Annotated in this window: 34 protein-coding genes and 4 pseudogenes; 21 read left to right on the forward strand and 17 right to left on the reverse strand. The window is 65.8% G+C overall.

Annotated features, from left to right (window positions below):
- Positions 1 to 58: 58 nt before the first annotated feature.
- From IPP28_00105 to IPP28_00115, 3 genes are all read right to left on the reverse strand, one after another.
- Positions 59 to 415 carry a cytochrome b/b6 domain-containing protein gene (locus IPP28_00105; GenBank protein ID MBL0039468.1) on the reverse strand — a complete coding sequence of 119 codons (357 nt, stop codon included), beginning with the start codon at positions 413 to 415 and terminating at the stop codon, positions 59 to 61.
- A 12-nt stretch (positions 416 to 427) separates the two neighbouring features.
- Entirely contained in the window at positions 428 to 607 is a 180-nt protein-coding gene (locus IPP28_00110) for a YceI family protein (GenBank protein ID MBL0039469.1), read from the reverse strand.
- Between the two features lie 208 nt (positions 608 to 815).
- Positions 816 to 1,019 carry a hypothetical protein gene (locus IPP28_00115; protein MBL0039470.1) on the reverse strand — a complete coding sequence of 68 codons (204 nt, stop codon included), beginning with the start codon at positions 1,017 to 1,019 and terminating at the stop codon, positions 816 to 818.
- A 651-nt stretch (positions 1,020 to 1,670) separates the two neighbouring features.
- Between IPP28_00115 and IPP28_00120 the strand changes: the two genes are divergently transcribed.
- From IPP28_00120 to IPP28_00150, 7 genes and pseudogenes are all read left to right on the forward strand, one after another.
- Positions 1,671 to 2,309 carry a hypothetical protein gene (locus IPP28_00120; protein ID MBL0039471.1) on the forward strand — a complete coding sequence of 213 codons (639 nt, stop codon included), beginning with the start codon at positions 1,671 to 1,673 and terminating at the stop codon, positions 2,307 to 2,309.
- 499 nt (positions 2,310 to 2,808) lie between these two features.
- Positions 2,809 to 3,282 (forward strand): hypothetical protein, encoded by a 474-nt coding sequence (locus IPP28_00125; GenBank protein ID MBL0039472.1) that lies wholly within the window; start codon positions 2,809 to 2,811, stop codon positions 3,280 to 3,282.
- A gap of 281 nt (positions 3,283 to 3,563) precedes the next feature.
- A pseudogene (locus IPP28_00130) lies at positions 3,564 to 3,629 on the forward strand (hypothetical protein).
- A gap of 7 nt (positions 3,630 to 3,636) precedes the next feature.
- A complete protein-coding gene (locus tag IPP28_00135) occupies positions 3,637 to 3,909 on the forward strand; it encodes a hypothetical protein (GenBank protein MBL0039473.1) in 273 nt (90 codons plus the stop codon).
- Positions 3,910 to 3,921: 12 nt separating this feature from the next.
- Positions 3,922 to 4,128, forward strand: coding sequence for a sensor histidine kinase (locus tag IPP28_00140; protein MBL0039474.1), 207 nt, complete (start codon positions 3,922 to 3,924; stop codon positions 4,126 to 4,128).
- Between the two features lie 42 nt (positions 4,129 to 4,170).
- A complete protein-coding gene (locus tag IPP28_00145) occupies positions 4,171 to 4,413 on the forward strand; it encodes a hypothetical protein (GenBank protein MBL0039475.1) in 243 nt (80 codons plus the stop codon).
- Positions 4,404 to 4,880 carry a response regulator gene (locus IPP28_00150; GenBank protein MBL0039476.1) on the forward strand — a complete coding sequence of 159 codons (477 nt, stop codon included), beginning with the start codon at positions 4,404 to 4,406 and terminating at the stop codon, positions 4,878 to 4,880. Before IPP28_00145 ends, IPP28_00150 begins: the two co-directional genes overlap by 10 nt.
- A 46-nt stretch (positions 4,881 to 4,926) precedes the next feature.
- Here the strand turns inward: IPP28_00150 and IPP28_00155 are convergent, their stop codons facing one another.
- Both IPP28_00155 and IPP28_00160 read right to left on the reverse strand, forming a co-directional pair.
- Entirely contained in the window at positions 4,927 to 5,169 is a 243-nt protein-coding gene (locus IPP28_00155; GenBank protein ID MBL0039477.1) for a hypothetical protein, read from the reverse strand.
- Positions 5,130 to 5,477: a hypothetical protein gene (locus IPP28_00160; protein ID MBL0039478.1), complete on the reverse strand. Its 348-nt coding sequence runs from the start codon at positions 5,475 to 5,477 to the stop codon at positions 5,130 to 5,132. The genes IPP28_00155 and IPP28_00160 overlap by 40 nt, the downstream gene beginning before the upstream one ends.
- Before the next feature lie 193 nt (positions 5,478 to 5,670).
- Here IPP28_00160 and IPP28_00165 point away from each other — a divergent pair, with 193 nt between their 5' ends.
- The 5 genes from IPP28_00165 to IPP28_00185 all read left to right on the forward strand — a co-directional run bounded on the left by IPP28_00165 (position 5,671) and on the right by IPP28_00185 (position 7,739).
- On the forward strand, positions 5,671 to 6,249 hold the full coding sequence (locus tag IPP28_00165; GenBank protein MBL0039479.1) for a hypothetical protein: 579 nt from the start codon (positions 5,671 to 5,673) through the stop codon (positions 6,247 to 6,249).
- A gap of 47 nt (positions 6,250 to 6,296) precedes the next feature.
- Positions 6,297 to 6,563 carry an HNH endonuclease gene (locus tag IPP28_00170; protein MBL0039480.1) on the forward strand — a complete coding sequence of 89 codons (267 nt, stop codon included), beginning with the start codon at positions 6,297 to 6,299 and terminating at the stop codon, positions 6,561 to 6,563.
- A gap of 97 nt (positions 6,564 to 6,660) precedes the next feature.
- Positions 6,661 to 6,846: a type II toxin-antitoxin system prevent-host-death family antitoxin gene (locus tag IPP28_00175; protein ID MBL0039481.1), complete on the forward strand. Its 186-nt coding sequence runs from the start codon at positions 6,661 to 6,663 to the stop codon at positions 6,844 to 6,846.
- A 133-nt stretch (positions 6,847 to 6,979) separates the two neighbouring features.
- A complete protein-coding gene (locus tag IPP28_00180) occupies positions 6,980 to 7,222 on the forward strand; it encodes a type II toxin-antitoxin system Phd/YefM family antitoxin (GenBank protein ID MBL0039482.1) in 243 nt (80 codons plus the stop codon).
- Positions 7,223 to 7,370: 148 nt separating this feature from the next.
- Entirely contained in the window at positions 7,371 to 7,739 is a 369-nt protein-coding gene (locus IPP28_00185; protein ID MBL0039483.1) for a type II toxin-antitoxin system HicB family antitoxin, read from the forward strand.
- Between the two features lie 36 nt (positions 7,740 to 7,775).
- Here IPP28_00185 and IPP28_00190 read toward each other — a convergent pair.
- The 3 genes and pseudogenes from IPP28_00190 to IPP28_00200 all read right to left on the reverse strand — a co-directional run bounded on the left by IPP28_00190 (position 7,776) and on the right by IPP28_00200 (position 9,832).
- Positions 7,776 to 8,699, reverse strand: a pseudogene (locus IPP28_00190) (histone deacetylase family protein).
- A 20-nt stretch (positions 8,700 to 8,719) separates the two neighbouring features.
- Positions 8,720 to 9,277 (reverse strand): annotated as a pseudogene (locus IPP28_00195) (cob(I)yrinic acid a,c-diamide adenosyltransferase).
- A 39-nt stretch (positions 9,278 to 9,316) separates the two neighbouring features.
- Positions 9,317 to 9,832: a hypothetical protein gene (locus IPP28_00200; GenBank protein ID MBL0039484.1), complete on the reverse strand. Its 516-nt coding sequence runs from the start codon at positions 9,830 to 9,832 to the stop codon at positions 9,317 to 9,319.
- A gap of 370 nt (positions 9,833 to 10,202) precedes the next feature.
- Here IPP28_00200 and IPP28_00205 point away from each other — a divergent pair, with 370 nt between their 5' ends.
- Positions 10,203 to 10,652 carry an FAD-dependent monooxygenase gene (locus tag IPP28_00205; protein ID MBL0039485.1) on the forward strand — a complete coding sequence of 150 codons (450 nt, stop codon included), beginning with the start codon at positions 10,203 to 10,205 and terminating at the stop codon, positions 10,650 to 10,652.
- The gene (locus IPP28_00210) at positions 10,603 to 10,740 is read left to right on the forward strand and encodes a hypothetical protein (protein ID MBL0039486.1); all 138 of its coding nucleotides are present in this window, start codon (positions 10,603 to 10,605) and stop codon (positions 10,738 to 10,740) included. Before IPP28_00205 ends, IPP28_00210 begins: the two co-directional genes overlap by 50 nt.
- Here the strand turns inward: IPP28_00210 and IPP28_00215 are convergent.
- Positions 10,728 to 10,883: a hypothetical protein gene (locus IPP28_00215; GenBank protein MBL0039487.1), complete on the reverse strand. Its 156-nt coding sequence runs from the start codon at positions 10,881 to 10,883 to the stop codon at positions 10,728 to 10,730. The two genes, IPP28_00210 and IPP28_00215, sit on opposite strands and share 13 nt — an antisense overlap.
- Before the next feature lie 19 nt (positions 10,884 to 10,902).
- Between IPP28_00215 and IPP28_00220 the strand changes: the two genes are divergently transcribed.
- Positions 10,903 to 11,667 carry an FAD-dependent oxidoreductase gene (locus IPP28_00220; protein ID MBL0039488.1) on the forward strand — a complete coding sequence of 255 codons (765 nt, stop codon included), beginning with the start codon at positions 10,903 to 10,905 and terminating at the stop codon, positions 11,665 to 11,667.
- Here IPP28_00220 and IPP28_00225 read toward each other — a convergent pair.
- Entirely contained in the window at positions 11,607 to 11,927 is a 321-nt protein-coding gene (locus IPP28_00225; GenBank protein ID MBL0039489.1) for a hypothetical protein, read from the reverse strand. The two genes, IPP28_00220 and IPP28_00225, sit on opposite strands and share 61 nt — an antisense overlap.
- A gap of 10 nt (positions 11,928 to 11,937) precedes the next feature.
- Between IPP28_00225 and IPP28_00230 the strand changes: the two genes are divergently transcribed.
- Complete coding sequence (locus IPP28_00230) at positions 11,938 to 12,312, forward strand: FAD-dependent monooxygenase (protein ID MBL0039490.1); 375 nt, start codon at positions 11,938 to 11,940, stop codon at positions 12,310 to 12,312.
- A gap of 732 nt (positions 12,313 to 13,044) precedes the next feature.
- Here the strand turns inward: IPP28_00230 and IPP28_00235 are convergent.
- A complete protein-coding gene (locus IPP28_00235; protein MBL0039491.1) occupies positions 13,045 to 13,263 on the reverse strand; it encodes a hypothetical protein in 219 nt (72 codons plus the stop codon).
- 337 nt (positions 13,264 to 13,600) lie between these two features.
- Between IPP28_00235 and IPP28_00240 the strand changes: the two genes are divergently transcribed.
- The 3 genes and pseudogenes from IPP28_00240 to IPP28_00250 all read left to right on the forward strand — a co-directional run bounded on the left by IPP28_00240 (position 13,601) and on the right by IPP28_00250 (position 15,654).
- Positions 13,601 to 14,308, forward strand: a complete 708-nt coding sequence (locus IPP28_00240; protein ID MBL0039492.1) for a molybdopterin-dependent oxidoreductase — start codon at positions 13,601 to 13,603, stop codon at positions 14,306 to 14,308.
- A gap of 61 nt (positions 14,309 to 14,369) precedes the next feature.
- Positions 14,370 to 14,864: a hypothetical protein gene (locus IPP28_00245; GenBank protein ID MBL0039493.1), complete on the forward strand. Its 495-nt coding sequence runs from the start codon at positions 14,370 to 14,372 to the stop codon at positions 14,862 to 14,864.
- A 125-nt stretch (positions 14,865 to 14,989) separates the two neighbouring features.
- Positions 14,990 to 15,654, forward strand: a pseudogene (locus tag IPP28_00250) (hypothetical protein).
- A 58-nt stretch (positions 15,655 to 15,712) separates the two neighbouring features.
- On the opposite strand, the gene IPP28_00255 reads toward IPP28_00250, so the two are convergent.
- Positions 15,713 to 15,946: a thrombospondin type 3 repeat-containing protein gene (locus tag IPP28_00255; protein MBL0039494.1), complete on the reverse strand. Its 234-nt coding sequence runs from the start codon at positions 15,944 to 15,946 to the stop codon at positions 15,713 to 15,715.
- A gap of 382 nt (positions 15,947 to 16,328) precedes the next feature.
- Here IPP28_00255 and IPP28_00260 point away from each other — a divergent pair, with 382 nt between their 5' ends.
- Complete coding sequence (locus IPP28_00260) at positions 16,329 to 16,652, forward strand: hypothetical protein (GenBank protein MBL0039495.1); 324 nt, start codon at positions 16,329 to 16,331, stop codon at positions 16,650 to 16,652.
- A 152-nt stretch (positions 16,653 to 16,804) separates the two neighbouring features.
- Here the strand turns inward: IPP28_00260 and IPP28_00265 are convergent, their stop codons facing one another.
- The 5 genes from IPP28_00265 to IPP28_00285 form a co-directional block, all read right to left on the reverse strand.
- On the reverse strand, positions 16,805 to 16,969 hold the full coding sequence (locus IPP28_00265; protein MBL0039496.1) for a hypothetical protein: 165 nt from the start codon (positions 16,967 to 16,969) through the stop codon (positions 16,805 to 16,807).
- Between the two features lie 914 nt (positions 16,970 to 17,883).
- A complete protein-coding gene (locus IPP28_00270; protein MBL0039497.1) occupies positions 17,884 to 18,192 on the reverse strand; it encodes a hypothetical protein in 309 nt (102 codons plus the stop codon).
- A 25-nt stretch (positions 18,193 to 18,217) separates the two neighbouring features.
- On the reverse strand, positions 18,218 to 18,418 hold the full coding sequence (locus IPP28_00275; protein MBL0039498.1) for a hypothetical protein: 201 nt from the start codon (positions 18,416 to 18,418) through the stop codon (positions 18,218 to 18,220).
- 156 nt (positions 18,419 to 18,574) lie between these two features.
- Entirely contained in the window at positions 18,575 to 18,772 is a 198-nt protein-coding gene (locus IPP28_00280; protein ID MBL0039499.1) for a hypothetical protein, read from the reverse strand.
- Positions 18,759 to 19,292: a hypothetical protein gene (locus tag IPP28_00285; protein ID MBL0039500.1), complete on the reverse strand. Its 534-nt coding sequence runs from the start codon at positions 19,290 to 19,292 to the stop codon at positions 18,759 to 18,761. Before IPP28_00285 ends, IPP28_00280 begins: the two co-directional genes overlap by 14 nt.
- A 551-nt stretch (positions 19,293 to 19,843) precedes the next feature.
- On the opposite strand from IPP28_00285, the gene IPP28_00290 reads away from it, so the two are divergent.
- Positions 19,844 to 20,059, forward strand: a complete 216-nt coding sequence (locus IPP28_00290) for a hypothetical protein (GenBank protein MBL0039501.1) — start codon at positions 19,844 to 19,846, stop codon at positions 20,057 to 20,059.
- The last annotated feature ends 122 nt before the right edge of the window (positions 20,060 to 20,181 follow it).

A 20,181-nucleotide genomic window follows, 5' to 3' on the forward strand; every position in this document is an offset into this window, starting at 1 on the left:
TGGACCTCGTGGGCGAGGTGCTTGAGGTCCTTGTCCGGCGCGACGATGGCCGGCAGGTCTACCGGCCGAACCATTGCGGCGGAAAGTTCGAGGCGGAGTTGTAGACCCAGCCCGAGATCGGCATCGCCAGCAATGCGACGTAGAGCAGGCGGTGCACCGCATGGGCCGCTAATGCGACGATCGGCGCCATGCCGGCCACATCCTGCGGGCGCGGATCGATGCCGCGCCGGCTGAAGCGCAGCAGCATTAGCGCAAGCACGGTGATGCCGAACGACTTGTGCAGCGCGTACAGCTTGAACTGTCCGGCGACACTTTCATGTCGACCATGGTCAGGCCGCCGACCAGCAGGCCGATCACGAACCAGGCGCGATCGTCCAGTGGAAGAACTTGCGACGCTGCCCCAGCGCCGTGGCATCACTTGTTGCGCTCACGTTTCGCTCCTTCCGCGCTGGCCTTCGATGTCGAGCCGGATGGCGATCTCGTCGCCGATCTCGGGGATGTACTTGTGCATGCCGTAGTCGCTGCGACGGATCATCGTCGTCGCGCTGAAGCCGGCGGTGTATTTCCAGCGAATCACTTGTGGATGGCGGCGCGACTTGAACTGCAGGTCGGAGCGAGACCGGGCGGGTGATGCCGCTTAAGGTCAACTCGCCATCGATGCGACCATGGGTGTTTGTTCGTCCTGCTGCCACCGCAGGTCACACACAGGCCGAAGCTTGCATGTCCGGGTGCTGGCGCCATCGAACCAGTCGGATTCGAGTAATTTGCGATTCCGAGGCTTCGTCGTCGAGATCGAGCGAAAGCGATGCCGATGGTCACGTCGCAGCTGGACTCGACCAGTCGTCGCGATCGAAGCGGAATCCGCCGCGCAGATCGTGGAACTCGCCTTCGGACTCGCTGAAGCCGAGGTGGCTGACATGAACTGCACCGCGAATGCACGGTGTCGAAGCGATAGCTCGGCCGCCGAAGCGGACGTGACTGCGGCACAGCGCGAGCAGGGCGGGCAGCAGGATTCTCATGGCCCGCACTTTGCCACGAATGCCGAGTGGTGCCATCGACCCGCGTCGCAATTCCCTTGGCGAATCTGCAAGCCGCTGGCATCGTCGGCGCATGCGGTCCTTGCTGATCACCGGATGCCTGCTGCTGCCGAACCTGGCCGGGCCGACGCGATCGCGCCCGCTTTCCGGCTGCAGGCAGCGCCGAAGGCTTGCCGGCACTGTCGACGATGGACCTGACCCAGGACCGGCGGTCATCTCTGGATCGCCACCCGCGATGGCTTGGCGCGCTTCGACGGTTTGGGGCTTCGGGTGTTCCGCAACGATCCGGACGATGCCACCTCGTTGCCGTGCAACGACTTGCGGACCGCGCTTGCGACCCGGGACGGACGCATCTGGGTGGGATGCGGAGCACCGGGCTGGCAATGCTCGACGACAGCGAGGACACCAGTTCACCCGCATCGTGCCGGACCCGGCGGGCAACGGTCTGCGCGGTGGCGATGTCTTCGCCTTGACCGAGACCGCGCGCGGCGATCTCTGCATCGGCACCTACGCGCAGGGACTTGCGCGATTGCGCCAGGGTGAGGCGGCGCCGGTGGCGCTGGACCGGTTGATGGATCTTGATCCGGCCCTGCGCACGGCGACCGTGCTCGACATGGCGGTCGTGTCGACGGCGTGTTGTGGGTCAGAACGCTGGATACGCTGTGGCGGATCGATGCGGCCGATGCGGTCATGCCGGGCCCGGCGCGGAAGGTGGTTGAACTGCCGCTGGTGAATTCCGTGCAGGTCACCCGCGACGGCACGCTCTGGGTCGGCGCGAATGCAGCCCTGTTCCGCCGCAGCGCGGGGACCGACACGCTGTCGCGGGTGGTCCTGCCCGAGGCGGCCGGGCTGGTCGAATCGGTCGTTGATGGCGACTCGGGCGAGGTCTGGGTGGCCGTGCGCGGGCGGCGTGCTACGCCTGCGGGGCGACGGCGGCAGCGACTGGATTCGCCCGCGCCCGGCCGTGCCCGGGGGCCCTGCCGGATGCCGATGTGCTCGATCTGTTGCGCGATCACGAAGGTGGACTGTCGCTCCAGCACGGGCGCGCATGCATCGCCTACCTGCGCCCGGACTGGCAACGCTTTCAGGTCTTCCGGCACGATCCGCTCGATCCCGCGTCACCGTCGAGCGGACGCCGCAGCGGCATCACGCGTTGTCCGGACGACAGTTTGTGGATGCTGGTGCGCAGGCGAACTCACCCGCATTTCGCCGCAGGGCGAGGTCGCGCTGGACCGGCACCGCACGCCGCCGCACTGGCGCGGCGGCGTTTGAGCGGTGTGGTGCGACGCCGCCGGCACCCTTGTGGCTGCCCGACGCGAGGGGGTGCTGCATCTCGATCCCGCGCACGACACCGGGTCACGGGCCTGCCGGGTCGGTGAACCTGGCCGGTGGGGTCGCCGAAAGCGCTAGCGGTCGCCCGATGGCCGGCTCTGGATCGGCGCGCTGACCGCAGGCCTGAACGTGTTGTCGCCGGATGGGCGCAACCAGAGTCTGGCGGGCCGGCGAGCAGGGTCTCGACAGCGTTGACTTCGAGCAGATCAGCGCCGATCCGGAAGGCCGCATCTGGATGGCCGACGCGACCGGCCTTCGCCATCTCGACGATCGTGGCGAGGCCTTCGTGCCTGGACGCGGTCGCGCCGGAGCGTGTGCATGCCTTCGCCTTCCTTGATGCCGAACGGCTGCTGGTACATCAACTCGGACCGCCTGATGCTGCTGGTCCGTCGGGAGCAAGGCTGGTCGATCGACTGGACCCTGGGCGAGGCGTGATGGCTTGCCGGTCGCCGAGGCCTCGACTCTGGTCGTCGACGCTGCCGGGCAAGTCCTGCTCAGCAATCCGCGTGGGCTGTGGCGGGTTGATCCAGTGCAGCCGAGCCTGCATCCGTTCACGCGTGCCGACGGACTGCCGAGCGTGCAGTTCGAGATCATGCCGAGTGCGGTGCGCCAGGGCGAGGATGTGGTGTTTCTGGTCGGCGAGGGCGTGTTGCGCGTGCGTGGCCGGTGGTCGTCGCCATCGCCGCCGTCGCTTCCGCTGAACTGGGCGGCGCTGCGCTATCTGCACGACGAGGAGGTGCGAACCCGCATGCCGGGTGGCGATGCCCTGCAGTTCGGGCCGCTGGATCATGAACTGGCGATCGGTGCGCGCCTGATCTCCTTCATCGAGCCGAAAGCACAGCGGTATCGGTTTCGCATCGAGGGGTTCGACCCGGACTGGGTCGATGTCGGCGCCGCCGGCGAAAACGCCTGATCGCGCCGCCGCCGGCGGGCGACTATCGATGCAGGTGCGGGCCGAGAATGCGCTCGGGCAGCCCGGCGCGACGACGCTCACGACGCGTCTCGTGAATAGCGCCACCAGGTGGTCGAGTCCCGCGGCGTATGCCATGTATGGCGTGCTGACCCTGCTCGGTTTCGTGCTGCTGTGGCGCATGAACCGCAGGCGCTGGAGGCCCGTCACGCCATGGCCATGGCCGAGAGCGGCGGCGTCATGCCGAGTCGGCCAGCGCCGCGAAGAGCGAATTCCTCGCGACCGTGGGCCACGAGATCCGCACGCCGATGACCGGTGTGCTCGGCATGGCCGAACTGCTCGCAGGCACGCCGCTGGATGCCACCCCAGCAGCACTACGTCTCGACCGTGCGTCAGTCCGGCCAGCACCTGTTGCGCATGGTCAACGACCTGCTCGATCTGTCGCGTGCCGAGGCCGGCAAGCTTTCCGCATCCGCAAGCGACGGCGTTGCACAGCCTGCTGCGCGAAAATCGTCGATGCGGTCGCGCCGTTGGCGCAGCGCAAGGGACTCGAATGCGCGCTCGAGATCGCCGACGACCTGCCGAAGGGCGTGCTGGCGGACGCGACGCGGTTGCGCCAGATCGTGCTGAACCTCGCGAACAATGCGCTCAAGTTCACCCGCGCGCGGACGCATCGTGCTGGCGGGCACGGCGCGAGGGTGCCTGGTCCGGATCGATGTCGAGGACACCGGGCCGGGCATGACCGAGCCGAATGCGCGCCTGTTCCAGCGGTTTTCGCAGACCAGTTTCGGTGCCGGGCTCGGCGGCAGCGGGCTCGATTGTCGATCGTGCATCAGCTCGCGCAATTGATGGACGGCGAGGTGGTGTTGCGCTCGACGCGGCGTCGGCAGCGTGTTCTCGGTGCGCCTGCCCTTGCCGGACGTGGCGATGACGGAAACCGCGTCGGTCGCGGTCGGCGTGCCGGTTCCGGAGCGCGCCGCGGTGGACAACGCGTCTCGCTGCATCCTCCTGGTCGAGGACGATGCCGTGACGCGTGAAGTCATCGCGACACGGTTGCGGACGGAGGCTGCGACGGTGCGTGTGGCCGATCAGGCCATGCATGCCTGCATCATGCCGATGCCGCGGTGGATCTGATCGTCAGCGACCTCGATCTGCCCGGCATGGGTGGCCTGCAGTTGCTGCCCTTGCTGCGGAATCGCATCGGTCGGCACGTGCCGGCGCTGGCGATCAGCGCCCGCAGCGAGGCGAATACCGAAGCCGAGGCACGCGCGGCCGGCTTCGACGGTTTCCTGCGCAAGCCGCTCGACGCCGCGGGTTTGCGCGCGGCGCTGGCCGCCACTGCTGCAGGCTCAGCGGAATCCGGCGGCGTAGCCCACGTTGGCGATGTGGTTGACGAGGCTCGTAGCAGGCACGATGTTCTTTTCGTTCCGGGTCCCAATAGGCGTTCGCCATGCCGCAATCCCTGCGCATACATCCGCACCATCACGCTGCCTTCCGGAAACTTGAACTGCCCGAGCATCGCCGCGAGCTCTTCCAGCAACTTCATCTCGCGCACGAGCTTGGCGGCATCGACGGTGTCGGGCGATTCCGGCTCGACGTAGTTCTTCCGCTCGATGAAGCCGTCGAGTTGATGCGTCAGCGTCGAGGCTAGCCGCGCAGGAAGGCCGACCACGAGGCCGCATTCTCCTGTGCGCCCGGCGCACGATTCGCGACGTTCGGCGGGCACGCCAAGTCGGCCCGGCGAGCGGGCCCATGGACTCCGGGGTCGCTGCCGTAGAGCAGGCAGGCGATCTGGAATCCGCGCTGTTCGTCGATGCCGTGTTCGTCCCACCACGCCAACTGCTCGCGGCTCAAGCCGCTGGTCTTAGCCGAGGCCAGCCACCATTCCATCGCCGCGATCGCATCGGTGCCGTCCTGGCCTTCGCCATCGGGCGCCATCCACCGGTCGCAAACCGATCCGCCGCGTCCTCCTCGCGACCGAGCACGGGAATGCCGTACAGGTCGACGAAGCCATGCCCGATCTCGTGCAACAACACGAAGCGCAGCGTGCCGCTGACAAATTGGTTCAACGTGATGCTGTCCCGAAACATCGCCTGCGGCGGCGCCAAACGGATCTTCTCCGCAGACTGCTCAGCCGAGGCCGCCATCGCCCCCACGCACAACACACCCGCCACGAACCGGCGCACCGACTTCAACATCGCGAATTCCCCCGAAGATGTTCGCGATTGTGGGTGACGGAACGCGCCGCCGTCACCCCGTGATCGCGGGGTGTGATTATTTGCGACAGGCGAGCGTTCCAGCGAATGCCTTGACCCGCTCGTCTGCCCGACCGAGACTTTGCCGACCAGTCCGGCGCTTCAGTCCGAGAAGCGCACTCTTGCGGATCTTTTCATGAAGTTTGAGCTCACGACGCTAGAGGAATACAACGACGAGGCGCTTCTCGCTGAGCTTCGGCGTGTCGCGGCATTGGTGAATACGCCAAAACTGAGCATCAGCCAGTTCAGCAGCATCGCGAAAGTTCATGGCTCAACGCTTCAAAAGCGCTTCGGGAGTTGGAGAAAATCTCTAGAGAGAGCAGGTCTCAGCGAACGCATCGACAGTTCCAACATTGGCACTTCAGCCGATGAAGTCTTGAAGGCCATCTCCGACGCAGCACGCGATCTGAACAGAGACGTTCTGACGTTAGATGAGTTTGAAGCTCATACCGGGATATCAGGCGCTCCGGTCCGACGCCACTTCGGTTCATGGGAGAAGGCACTCAAGGCCGCTGGCCTCAGCCAATCGCTGCTCGGTCGTCGATACACTGACGAAGAGTGCTTCGAAAACATCCTGGCACTTTGGACACACTATGGTCGGCAGCCGATTTTTGGTGAGTTGAAACAACCTCCTTCATCTGTTGGTCCCCCAAAGCCTACATTCGCCGTTGGGGAGGCTGGCGTGCTGCGCTCACTGCCTTCGTCAAGCGAGTGAATGAGTCGCAAGAACACTCGGCTCAGCCCGCCACTGCAGAGCCTGTTGTGAACGCCAAATCTTCGCCGAGTTCGGTCGTGCCGCGCTCAATCAGCCTATCGCTTCGCTATCGCGTTCTTGCACGTGACAATTTCAGGTGTGTTGTATGCGGGGCCTCGCCTGCAAAGGATGGGTCCGTTGAACTCCACGTGGATCACATCCAGCCTTGGTCACGCGGCGGGAAAAACACCGATGACAACCTGCGAACTCTTTGTCTCAAGTGCAACTTGGGCAAGGGTGTTCGAACTGACGCGGAACTGACGGCGTCTAGCTGACTTGCGCATCAGCATGGCGGCAACCAATGGCGTGCGGGTCGAGGCGGTGGGTGTCGAAGCTCTTGTTCGTACCCGGGTGAGATTTTAATGTCACTCCATGAGCGCCGAACTCGTCACCACCTTGAAGTGTCAGTCCACTCCTGTGGACGTTGAGATCTACGAATTGATGCAGCAGCGGATTTCCCTGCTTGAGGGCATAGCGAGGGGCGAGATGGCGGTCGCGGAAGGGCGTGTTCTCTCCCATGCCGATGCTAAGCAGTGCATGGCGAGATGGCTGAAGTGATCCGGACTGCACCCGGGGCGACTCGTTCTGCGCTGGACGATCTTTCTTCCGAGATTCAGTGTGGTCGATCGGCCGGCAATTGGCGATTGCGTGCGTATTGGCGCACCATGCGTGTCAGTCCATGGAGTAGATCGTGATCACGCTCACCGCTAGCGAAGCCCGTGCGAACTGGTATCGCCTGATGGATCAGGTGGCGGAATCCCATCGCCCCATCCTCATTTCCGGCGACCGCAGCAATGCCGTGCTCGTCTCCGAAGAGGATTGGACCGCCATCCAGGAAACACTGTTCCTGCTCTCGGTGCCCGGCATGCGTGAATCTATCAAGGCCGGCATCGCCGAGCCTGTTGACGGCTGTGCAAATAAACTCGACGGGTAATCTGGCGCTTCGAAGGCGCCGGGCCGGTCGTCACGTTCGAGTTTGGTGGTCGGAAGATGACGATCCATCGGCCGCATCCCGGCAAGGAAGCGCTTCGCTACCGTGTCCTGGCTGTTCGGGAGTTCATCCAGAGAATGGAGATCAAGCCATGGGCAATGCCATGACCTACAAGGGTTACACGGCCAGCATGGTCTTCGACGCCGACGACAAGGTCATTGTCGGGCGCGTCCAGGACATCGACGACATCATCGCCTTCCACGGCGAATCGGTGGCCGAGTTCGAATCAAACTTCCATGCGGCCATCGACGACTATCTGGCGGCATCCCGGGAACTCGGTTCGGCGCCGGAACGACCAGCCAGTGGCAAGGTCATGCTGCGCATCGCACCCGAGGTTCACGCGGCGGCACTGAAGGCGGCTGCACGAAGCGGCACCAGTCTCAACAAGTGGGCGGAAAGCGCGCTGGGCAAGGCGGCACGCAAGGCGCCTGTACGGACTGCGGTGCTGAGCAAAGCCTGATCGAAACGCTCACGAACAGTGAGCGCGCGGAGGCGATCAATCCGCCAAGCCAAACAACGCCCGCACGTGCGCGGCGCCCGCTTCGGCGAGGGCGGTGAGGCTGTAGCCGCCTTCGAGGGTGGAGACGACGCGGCCCGCGGCGTGGCGGTCGGCGAGGGCGACGATTTCGCGGGTGAGCCAGGCGTAGTCGGCGGTTTCGACGTCCGGCCGCCGAGCGGGTCGAGGCGATGGGCGTCGAAGCCGGCCGAGACCAGGATCAGTTGCGGGCGGAAGCGTTCGACCGCGGGCAGCAACTGTTCCGACCACACCGCGCGGAACTCGCGCGGACCGCTGCCGGCCGGCAGGTGGCCATTGAAGACATTGCCGACGCCGGTCTCGTCGAGCCCGCCACTGCCCGGATACAGCGGCCACTGGTGCGAGGACGCGAACAGCACGCGTGGTTCGCGTTCGAAGCAGTCCGGTGCCGTTGCCGTGGTGCACGTCGAAGTCGAGCACGGCCACGCGCTCCAGCCCGCGATCCAGCGCACGCCGCGCACCCAGCGCGATATTGTTGAACACGCAGAAGCCCATGGCTCGGGCCGGCGTGGCATGGTGCCCGGGCGGGCGCACCGCGCAGAAGGCGCGACGCGTGTGGCCATCGAGCACCGCATCCACCGCGGCGACGACGGCGCCGGCACCGCGCAGCGCGGCTTCCAGCGAATCGGCGGCCGGATGCAGTACCGTGTCGGCGTCGAGCCGCAGCGTCTGCACGTGCGGTGCATGCGCGAAAATCTGTGCGTACTCGATGCCGGGATGCACGCGTTCGATCAGGCCGCGCTCGACCAGCGGTGCGTCAACCCGCGGAATGTTCGCGAACACCGGCGCATCGAGTGCGCGCAACACCGCCTGGAGACGATCGGGTGATTCCGGATGCCCCGGACCAGGGTAGTGCAGCAGGCAGGCCGGGTGCGTCAGGATCATCGCCGTTCGGTCCGCCGCGATCAGCCGCGCTTGCGGCGCTCGTGCTTCCACAGCACTTCGCCATGCCCGGCAGAACGGGCCAGCACGCGCGCGATCACGAACAGCAGGTCGGAGACACGATTGAGATAGCGGATGGTCTCCGGGCGCACCGCGTCGTGGTGCGACAGGGTGACCGTTTCGCGTTCGGCGCGACGTGCGATGGTGCGCGCGAGATGACAGGCGGCCGCGGCGGGGCCGCCGCCGGGCAGGATGAAATCCTTGAGCGGCGGCAGGTCCTCGTTCAGGCCATCGAGCGGGCTTCCAGCCGCGTGATGTCGGCTTCATGCACCAGTTCGCTGCCCGGGATGCAAAGCTCGCCCGCCCAGATCGAACAGTTCGTGCTGGATCTCGGTCAGCATGTCCTCGATCGGCTGCGGCAGCCCGCAGGCAAGCACCACGCCGATAGCGCTGTTCAACTCGTCCACCGTGCCGTAGGCAGTGACGCGTGCGCTGTCCTTGGACACGCGCGTGCCATCGCCAAGACCGGTCGAACCGTCGTCGCCGGTACGCGTGTAGATCTTGCTGAGGCGGTTGCCCATGCGCTTACGCGGTCGCGGACTGCGCCACGCGGCGCGTCATCAGTGCATGCGCGCCGAACAGCACGGCCGAATACACCAGCACGCCGGCGATCTGGTTGCGGAAGAACGGGGATCGCGGCGATGCGGCAGTTCACCAGACCCCTGCAGGTCCGGCGTGTACATCAGGTTCGGATACTCGGCGGCGCCGGCCCAGACCGCGAAATTGGTCACGACGAAGAAGAACAGCGCCGCGCCCAGACCATAACCGACCACGCGCAAGGCGCTGATGCGACCGGCGAGGCGGGTGCCGGCCAGTGCGATGACGGCCATGCAGGCGTAGACCAGCCACATGCCGGAATGGAAACCGATGACGGCATCGGAGATCAGCATCGCGGCCAACGGCACCAGCACGGCCACGTAACGGCTCGCGAACACGGCGCCGGCAAACAGCGCCATCGCCTCGATCGGCGAAAAATTCGGCGGACGCCCGGGCAGCATGCGCGTCGCGGCGGCGACAACGATCAGGGCGACGAGCAGCACGAGGCGCGCGGCGTCGGAACGGAACAACTGCGACATGGACGACTCCGGAACTTCTGGGGCGGACATTCTAATCGACTGACGGGACGCCGGGGCAGCTCGCTATCATCGGCGGATGAAGGATCGGACCGGGCAGGACTTCGATGTCGTGATCGTCGGCGGCGGGCTCGTCGGCATGAGGCACTGGCGCTGGCGCTCGATCGTGTCGACGGCTTGCGCGTGCTCGCAATCGAAGCGCAGGCGCCACCGACGCCGCAGGCGCCGCGCTGGGACGAGCGCCATTTCGCGCTCGGCCGGGCATCGACCCTGGCGCTGGACGCGCTTGGCGTAGCCTACGCGGCGGCGGGACAGCATCCGATCCGGCGCATCCACTCAGTCCGTCGCGGTGCGTTCGGACGCAACCTGCTCGATGCCGCAGCGCAGGGATTGCCCGCATTCGGCCAGATCGTGCCCAGCGCGGCAACTGGCCGGCGCCCTCGACGACGCGATGGCCCGCACGACGCGCCTCGAACGCGGGCGACCCGCGCGCCTGCAGGACTTCACCGCGCATGACGATCACGTCGCGCTGAACCTGCGCGTCGGCGACGACGAGCGCCATCTGCGCACGCGCCTGCTGGTCGCCGCCGACGGTACCGACTCCGTCATCCGCAACCGCTTGAATATGCCGCTGCAGCGTCGACTACGACCAGACGGCCATCGTCACCGCCATCGAAGTCGAGCGCGACCTCGATGGTTGCGCATACGAACGCTTCACCGACAGCGGCCCGATTGCGCTGCTGCCGCTGGATCGCCGTCGTGCCGGTCTGGTGATGACACTGACGACCGAGCAGGCCGCCGCGGCACTCGCGATGTCGGATGACGACTTCCTCGCCTTCGCCGAGCAGCGCTTCGGCACCCGGCTCGGGCATTGGCGCAAGATCGGGCAACGCCAGCCCTACGGCCGTTGAAGCTGCAGTTCGCCGAGCGTGTGGTTGATCGCCGTGTCGCCGTGATCGGCAATGCCGCGCAGACCATTCATCCGATCGGCGCGCAGGGCTTCAATCTCGGCCTGCGTGACGCGCTCGCGCTGGCCGATGTCGTCGCGGCCCATCGCGAGGACATCGGCCTCGGTGCAGGCACTGGCCGACTACGCCGAACGCCGTCGCGACGACCGCGAACACACGGCGCGTTTTCTCCGATGCGCTGGCGCGCTTCGCAGCCAGCGACCTGCCGCTCGGACCGCTGCGCAGTCTGGCCTTGATGTCGGCCGAACACCTGCCGATCGTGCGCGATGCGCTGGTGAATTCGGCCATGGGATTCCGCTGATGAACGCAAGAAACCTGCTGGATGTGATCGTCGTCGGAGGCGGTGCGGTCGGTGCCAGCGCGGCCGCTGCGTTGGCGCAATCGGGGTTCGACGTCGCCCTGGTCGGGCCAATCCACCCGCCGCATCGACCGAAGATGCGCCACTTGATGCGCGCGTCATCGCGTTGTCGCCGGCCTCCGTGCGCTTTGTCGAACGCATCGGCGCATGGCCGCTGCCGGACGCGCGCGCCTTCGCCTATCGCGACATGGAAGTGCGCTCGGGCGACGAGGGCTGCATTTCGGCCCGCGAGCTCGTGGCCGAACCGACGCTCGGCTGGATCGTCGAGCTGCGTGCGTTGCAGGCGCGCCTGTTCGATGCAGCGCGATCCCGTGTGGCCGCTGCGCACGCGGCACGCGTCGTCGACTGCGAACGCGGCGAACGCGAGGCACGAATCGAACTCGACGACGGTACGCGCCTGCGCGCCCGCCTCGTGGTGTCGGCCGAAGGCGGGCGCTCGTCGTTGCGTGAATCAGCGGGTATCGCTGCGGATGTGCGCGATTACCAGAGCCGCGCCGTCGTCGCGCATCTGACGACCGAGCAGCCAAATCCCGGCATCGCCTTCCAGCGTTTTCTGAAAGGCGGGCCGCTGGCCTTTCTGCCGATCGGCGGCGGTCGTTCCAGTCTGGTGTGGACGCGCCCGGAACCTGAGGTCGAGGCCTTGCTCGCGCTCGACGATGCGGCCTTCTGCGATGCCGTATCTGGAAGCCAGTGGCTTGCGCTCGGACGCGTCGTCGCGGCAACGGTACGTTTCGCGTTTCCGTTGCGCCTGCAACTCGCCGAACGCTTCCACGCCGAACGCTATGGCCCTGCTTGGCGACACCGCCCACGTCGTGCATCCGCTCGCTGGCCTCGGTCTCAATCTCGGCCTGATCGACGCCGCCGCGCTGGTCGACGTGCTCGTCGACGCACGCACGCGCAACCGCGACCTCGGCAGCCTTGCGACGCTGTCGCGCTTCGACAGCTGGCGCCGCTCCGACACCCACAGCGCCGCCCGCGCCATCGACGCCATCGAACGCGGCTTCGGCGGCGACCTCGGCCGCGTTGGCCAATGGCTCTCCCGCGGCCTCGGCCTCGTCGAGCCTCACCCCCGCCAAACGCTTCTTCGCTGCCGCGGCGGCGATATCGGGCGCGTGCCGAGGATGGCGCAACGTGGTCAGCGGCGCTGCAACGACTGAAGTCTGTTGATCGCATCCGCGAGATTCAGGGCCTGCACTTCGTTCGGCAGCAGGAAGCTGCGTTGTTCGCCGTGCACGAACCAGCGTTGCGTGGCTTCGACATCGTCACCGCGATATGGAATCCGCGCGATGGTTTGGTGCTGGCCGAACTGCTGATCTCGATGGCGATGCGTTCCCGCTCCAACGTTTGACGGGCAGATCGATTTCCGCGCCGTCACGGGTACGGTAAGCTGCACTCGCCATTGCGCCCGCTAGCTTCTGCCGTCAAGATGTTCGATCCACAGATCCTTCGAAACTGCCGCCGATCACCGGGTGAGCCAGCAATTCCGGTGTGGTCGCAATGCCGACAATGCATGCACGATGCCGCTGTCGCGGACGTAGACCTTCGGCGACTTGCGCAATCGCTTGCCGATGTTTCGCGAATGGGCAGGCGGGCGCCGAATCAAAACAAGTCGCTCACAGATCCGGGTAACGCGTGATGCTCTGGGCCGAAACATCCGGGTTGCGTGCCGGTTGGCCCCCATTGAATTCGGCGCCTTGCAGATGTGCGGCATGGTCAGAAGCGTCGCCAAGCTTCGCGCGGCAGACGTGGTGCGAACATGATGTCCCGATGCAAGTGGCTCTGAACGAACTGCTCGCGCCAGACCAGGCTGTGCTCGTCGCTGGTTGCGGAAACGATTCCGGAATCCGCCGCGCAGCCAGGCTGGGCTTGCGTGTCGGCGCCGGTTTCGGTCAGCGTGAACAGCGCCAGTTCGACGACTTCCAGTCGTCCCGCGAGTGACTCGAAGCGCTTTGCACCAGATCCAGCGATGCCAGACCGAGAACCAGAAACTGGCCACTGCGATGCCCCTGGCGACGGCGCTCGTCGACCGCCACGCGCAGCGACTGGAACAGCGCTGGCACAAAATGCACTTCGTCGAACACCGTCAGGCCTGGCCCCAAACTTGCCAACAAGGCATCCGGATCAGTCAGCGCGGCTCGGTCTCACACGCGCTCGAGATCGAAGAAGCGCATCGGGCACATTCCGATCCAGCGCCAATTGTCGCGCCAAGGTGGTTTTTCCGACCTGACGCGGGCCGACCAAAGCAACTACAGGCGCTCTGTCGAGAGCGGCGAGCAGCAGATCGAGGCGGCGAACGAGCATTATTCCTGTAAATCCGGGTTCACATGGATGATATGCAGGGTATTGGAGCGCCGACACATTGTCCACTGTGCCAGCCGCGAATGCGAGCCGGCGGGTGCTTAAGGCTACTTCGTCACATGACCAGACATCGCGAGCATGGCGCCCATGAACGGAAACGTCTCGATCCACCACCGCGCCTGCCCGCTCTGCGAAGCGATCTGCGGGTTGCAGTTGAAGTATGCCGATGGCGTGTTGACGTCGATCCGTGGCGATGACGCGGACGCGTTCAGTCGTGGACATCTCTGTCCGAAGGGTGTGGCGATTCTCGACCTGGAGAATGATCCGGATCGGGTGCGTGGGCCGATGCGCCAGGTCGAGGGCGAGTGGCGCGCGGCGACGTGGGACGAGGCGTTCGCGGAGATCGGGCAGCGGCTGCATGCGATCCAGGTCGCGCATGGGCGCGATGCGGTGGCGGTGTATCTCGGCAATCCGAACGTGCATCATTTTTCGCTGATGGCCTACGTGCCGCAGCTGCTGCGCGCCATCGGCTCGCGCAACCAGTTCAGTGCCTCGTCGGTCGACCAGTGGCCGCATCAGCTCGTGAATTGGCAGATGTACGGGCATCAATGGCTGCTGCCGATTCCCGATCTCGACCGGCTTGACGTGTTGCTGATGCTCGGCGCCAATCCGGTCGCGTCGAACGGCAGCCTGATGACGGCGCCGGACGTGACCGCGCGGCTGAAGGCGATCCGCGACCGCGGTGCCTTGATCGTGGTCGATCCGCGCCGCAGCGAAACCGCCGAGATCGCGACGCATCATCCGATCCGGCCCGGCAGCGACGTCTGGTTCCTGATCGCCTGTTGCAGGCATTGATGCGACTCGGTGCGCCGCGTCTGGAGGCTTATGCGGGCCGCTCAACGGTTTCAATGTCGCGATGGCACGCGTGCAGGCGGTGCGGATCGACGATCTGCCGCAGCGCACCGGCATCACGATGGCGCAGGTCGAGGCCGTCGCGGCGCAGTTGCATGGCGCCACGAACGCCTGCGTGTACGGACGCATGGGCGTGTCGACGCAGCGCTTCGGCACGGTCGCGCAGTACCTGATCCAGCTGATGAATATCTACCTCGGCCAACTCGATCGCGCCGGCGGTTGTCTGCCGAACGAGGCCATCGTGCCGGTCACCGGGCCGGGCACGTCGAAAGGGTCGCGCGGACGCTGGTCATCGCGCGTGCGCGGCCTGCCGGAAGTCTGCGGCGAATTGCCGGTGGCGGTGCTGCGCGAGGAGATCGAGACGCCGGGTGCGGGGCAGGTGCGCGCCTTTGCTGACCGTCGCCGGCAATCCGGTGGCGTCGACTCCGAACGGCGCCGCGCTCGATCGCGCACTCGGCACGCTCGAGTTCCAGGTCGCGATCGATCCCTACCTCAATGAAACGACCCGCCACGCCGACTGGATCCTGCCGCCGCCGTCCTTCCTCGCGGAGGACCACTACGACCTCTACTTCAACGCCTTCGCGATCCGTCGCGTCGCGCGCCTGAGCACGCCGAAGATCCTCGATGGCGTCATGCGCGGCCTGCGCGACGCGCGCGGCGAGCCGCACGCCGTTCCTGCCGCCGCGCGAGGTGCTCGCGATGCTGCTCGCGCGTGGCGGCAGCGGCCTCACGATCGACGACCTGCTCGCCGCGCCGCACGGCCTCGATCTCGGCCCGCCCGGAACCCTCGCTGCTGCGTCGACTCGAAACTGCGAGCGGCGGCATCGAATGCGCGCCGCCCTTGCTGCTCGACTTGTTCGATGCCGCGGTGAATGAAGACGCGCCCGCCGACGAGACCTTCGATCTGAGCCTGATCGGACGTCGCCACGTGCGCAGCAACAACTCGTGGATGCACAACGCGCATCGGCTGGTGAAGGGCAAGCCACGCCATCAGTTGCTGATGCACCCGGATGACCGGCCAGCCGCGGCATCGCCGACGGTGCGCGGGTGCGCCTGCGCTCGCGCGTCGGCAGTGTCGACGTCGATGTGCTCGCCAGCGACGCGATGATGCCGGGCGTGGTCTCGCTGCCGCATGGCTTCGGCCATCGCCGCGATGGCGTACAACTCGGCCTTGCCGGCGTGCTGAAGGCGTCAGCGCCAACGATCTTACCGACGAGACCTGGCTCGACAGCGCGACCGGCAATGCCGCACTGAATGGCGTGCCGGTGCGGATCGATCGCATCGACTGATGCCGCAAAGAAACGGCCCGCACGAGGCGGGCCGTTGCGAACAGTCGATCCGCGAGGCTTATTCGAAGCCGTCGCGGAAGAACAGTTCACCATCGTTCGGGTAGGCATCGCAGACATCGCCGATCCCGTCGCCGTCGCTGTCGGCCTGATCGGCATTGACGACCAGCGGACAATTGTCGGCGTTGTTCAGGTCGCCATCGCCATCGACGTCCGGATCGCAGGCATCACCGACGCCGTCGTTATCCATATCGGCCTGATCGTTGTTTGCCGCTGCCGGACAGTTGTCGAGCATGCCGCAGACCGTGTCGCTGTCGCCGTTCAGGACCGGATTGGCGAGGCAGTTGAAGTCCAGATAGGCCACGACGCCGTCATGGTCGGAGGCGCGGATCGGCGACACCGGGCCGGTGGGTGCCGGCAACTGGCGATTGGTCTGATCCGATGCGGCGTTGTTCGAGATGCCGTAGTCGGTGCTCAGGGTAATAGCCTTGGGCCGAGCGTGCCGCAGGATGTGGTCGATGACCTGCACCGGAGGCCACGTCGCGCTGGTCCGATCCTGGACGATGCCGAAGTTCTGCGTGAACTTGTAGGACATGCGCTCGCCTTCCGGCACCGCAAGACCAAATTGAACAGCGGCAGGGCGACGATGTTGGCGCCGAGTTGCAGGTTTCCGTGCCTTGGCCGTCGCTGAGCACGGCATTGCACTCGTTCGCGGCGTCGTTGTACGTGCCGGCGATCACGCCGATCACGTCAGCATGGCCATCGGTGTATTCGAAGGCGTTGTAGTCGCCGACCAGCACCAGCGGAATGCCCGCCGTGCCCATGCCGTTGAACGGCCCGGCACTGGTCTGGAATTGCTGGACCAGGGTCCCGACATCCTTCGCCTGCTGGAAGCGCTTGGCGCGGTCGCGGTTGCCGGCCACGGTGTCGAGATCGACATTGCCGATCGACTTGGTGTGGTTGTTCAGCACCGCGAACGCATAGGCCGTTCGGGCCGTTGAACGTGGCACGCAACAGCAGCGGCGGACGGTCATGCAGGCCTTCGTACTGGATAGACCGCCGGCAGGGTGCAGGTGACCACCGGGTCGTACCAGTTCTTGGTCTTAATAGAACTGCTCGACTTCGCTGGCATTGGAGATGCGGCTGCTGTTGATCATGAAGCCGACATCGATGCCGCCCGGTCGTTGCCCTCGACCGGGAACGACTGATAGTTCGGGCCGCCATCAGCGGCGCATCTGGCGGCCAACTCCTCCAACGTCGTGACTTCATCGACTTCCTGCAGGCCCAGCACGTCCGGTGACTTCAGCACGTTGATCACGTAGGGCGACACCTTGCGGCTTGTCGCTGTGGGTGAACGCGCCCGGCACCGGATCGGCGTGTCGCCGAACCGCAATCGCTGTCGCCGTCGGTGGTGTTGTCATTGTCGCCATCGTCGTCGCCCGGCAGATCGTCGTTGTCGGTCGGCAACGGCGGGGTTCAGGTCGTCCGCACAGATACTGGGTATTGAACAGGCCCACGGTCAGTTCGTTTGCCGCCCACGGGCGCCATCCACGGCTTCCGGCACCGGCTGGGTGAAGCCGGCGTGTACCGGGTCGGATAGAACTCGTAGTCGCCGAAGGAGAAGCCGTCACGCCGGTCGCGGCGAAGGTGCTCCCCGCGGTCAGTTCGGTATTGGTGCGGAGGCCGGCCTCGTCGAAGTCGATTTCGATGACTTCCGGGTTTTGCCGTCCAGTTGCCCCGCGGCTGCTTGCCTGCTTCCGGCGCGAGGCCGAACAGCAAGCCCGATTCGCGGCGCGAACGCGGCGCGCCCCAGGGCGTGACATACCTTCGGCGTAGAAGTCGCTGGCGCGACGCTGGTTCGACGCGGAGATGATCGCCGACAGCATCGACACCAGCATGCCCTCGAAGCATTCAGTTGGTGTCGGCATTGTTGAGCTTCGCAGGACGGAGCCGGGCAGCTCAAGATGGCCGGATTGCGCGACGGAATGCCGCTGGCTGCGCTCCAGTCACGGCGGTCAGGAGTGCCGCCGTGCAGTGATCGTGACCTGCCGCCTGCCACATTGGTCGCGATCTGGGTCTGCAAAGCGTTACACAGGCCCGGCCGATGATAAATGACCACATCACCGATCGCCACCGTCGGTGCCGTGCTTGTGAACACGGATGCCTTCCGGGAGTCGGCGCGCTCACCGTCAGCATCAGCATTGCTGGACTGCATGAAGAAGCCCGTTCTGATCAACCGGCGATCCATCGATGCCCACAACCTTGGTCCACCGCCGTGACGCGGCGCCACGACTTCTGCACGCAGACCTCCACGCCGCCGACGATGGTGGCGTCGTTCCGGATTCGGGTCCGCCACGATCCGGCGAGAACGCACCGCTGCCACTGGATCTGGTGGATGCGATAGGTTTGCAGGTCGTCGTCGACGATCGTGCCGAGGCCTGGCCATCGGCGATGGTTGCGCCCGCCGGGTTCGACAGGTTCACGAAGAAGCTTTCGTCCTGCTCGACTGCCGATTTCGCCGGTCACGTTGACGGTGATCATGCGCGTCAAGTTAGCGGCGTCAGGCTCAGCGAGCCCGGGCGGCGGTGGAAGTCGGTGCCGGCGCTGGCCAGGCCGTTCGCAATCGCATAGTCGGACCGTAATGAAAACCGCTGGACGGTGCGACGTTCATGCTCACCGTGAACACGAACGCGGTCGTGCGGAGTTGCCTTCCGGACAGCGCGACGTCGATGATGCTGAGGCTCGGCTGGTCGTCGTTCTGGATCATGCCGACCGCCGCCGGATTGCCCGGGAAGGTGGTGTTCTGTGACCGGCGCGCTGATATTGACGTTGGAAAGTTTCGTCGGCTTCGACCGTGGTGTCGCCATTGATCGTGATGACCACGGTGGCGGGAGCGCGCCTTCGGCGATCGGCTTCACTTCGTTCAGCGCGACGTAGTCGCCTGCCCATGATAGCCGATCCATCGGCAGTGGCGAGCGTGAACCGCGACCGGGCCGTAACCCGTCGGCACCCATGCTGGTTCCAGCGACCCGGTGAAGCTCATCGTATTGCCGGCATTGCCTTCGGCCTGCGAGACCGGGGCGATGCTCAAGCTCAGGTTGACGTCGTCATTGTTGATCATGCCGCTGGCGCTGGCCGGGGCACCGACGGTCAACCGCCGCGCGTCGGCGTTGATCGTGACTGGTCACGCTCTCGTTGCTCTCGACCGCGAAATCGCAGTTCACGATGGCGTTGACGGTCGTCGCATTAACCGCTGCCGCAATCGTCGCGGTACCGGCGCCGAGCGCCGACATCGCTGCCGTCGGCGGTGTCGCCACCGGCGCCGACCGTGTAATGCGGTCAGGCCGCCGGGACCGGCTCTTATGGGTGCTGTTGACGGTGGTGGGTTTGCTGGTGCGCCCGTTGCCTTCGGCGACGCTGTTACCGCCAGCGATGGTCACGGTCAGCGGCGCGGGATCGTCGTCGGTCACGTTGACGGTGACATCGGTCTGCGCAATGCCGGTGGCGGTGAATTGCAGCGTGGTCGACTCGTTGCTGGCGTCGGCGTCCTGTTCTGCGGCCACGGTGACCGACTGCGGCGTTGCGTAGTCAGCGGGGGTGAACGTGCCCGAAGCCGGCGTGACACCTGGCAGCGCCGGCATCGAGCGAGGCGACGTTGACGGTCACGTCGGCGGCGGGCTGGAAAGCGGGCTGACGTTAGACGAACTGCCGAAGCCTTCGTTTCCAGGATCAGCAACGAAGACCGGGGCGACCTGATAGGCCCGCGGGTGTCATCGTCCGTGACATTGGTGGTGACGTTGGCTGTAGTGTATCCAGCCGAACCGATCGAGACGGTCGCCCGTTTCGTTGGCGAGGTCGAGATCTGGCGACGCCGGCAGCAGTGACGGTCTGCGGCGTACCGGGATGCGCCAGTGTCGAAGGTCAGTGTCGCGGGCGACGTGGTGGCGGCGCCGGTGTCGTTCGAGGCGACGTTGAACGCACGGTGCTGCCGGCCGGTGCGCCGGACGGGGTGACGTCAAAGGTGGTCGAGCCGCCTTCGCCCCAGGTTGACCGACCCGGCGGTAAGCCTGAATGGTCAGCGCCGCATCGTCGTAATGATGGTGCCGGTACCGGTAGTCGGGCTACCGCGAGGTCGTAGGCCGGATTCGCCGCGTCGGTCAACGTGACCGTAGACGTCTCATCGACTCGAAGGGTGTCGTCGCAGGTAATGGTCTGGACGGTGGCATTGCCGGTCATGTTGCCGGTCGTGATCGTGCCGGTGCCGGTGGTCGTGAAGTCGCTGCCCGCCGTGGCGGTGCCATTCGTCGTCGAGAACGTGAACCCGATGTCGCTCGCAGCAGCCGAACTCGTCACCCGTGAAATTCAACGCGGTGTTGCAAGGCGCCGTATTACCCTCGGACAGCGGTAGCTGGTGGCAGCGTGGAGAGGAGTAGGGACTGAGGCGCCGCAGAGGCGTTGCAGCGGAAGCAGAGTTGCGCGGATTTGGCGATTTTGTCGCAAGTCTGCAGAATTCGAATCGGTGTCTGTACA

The organism is Lysobacterales bacterium, from assembly GCA_016721845.1.
Classification (GTDB): Bacteria; Pseudomonadota; Gammaproteobacteria; order Xanthomonadales; family Ahniellaceae; genus JADKHK01.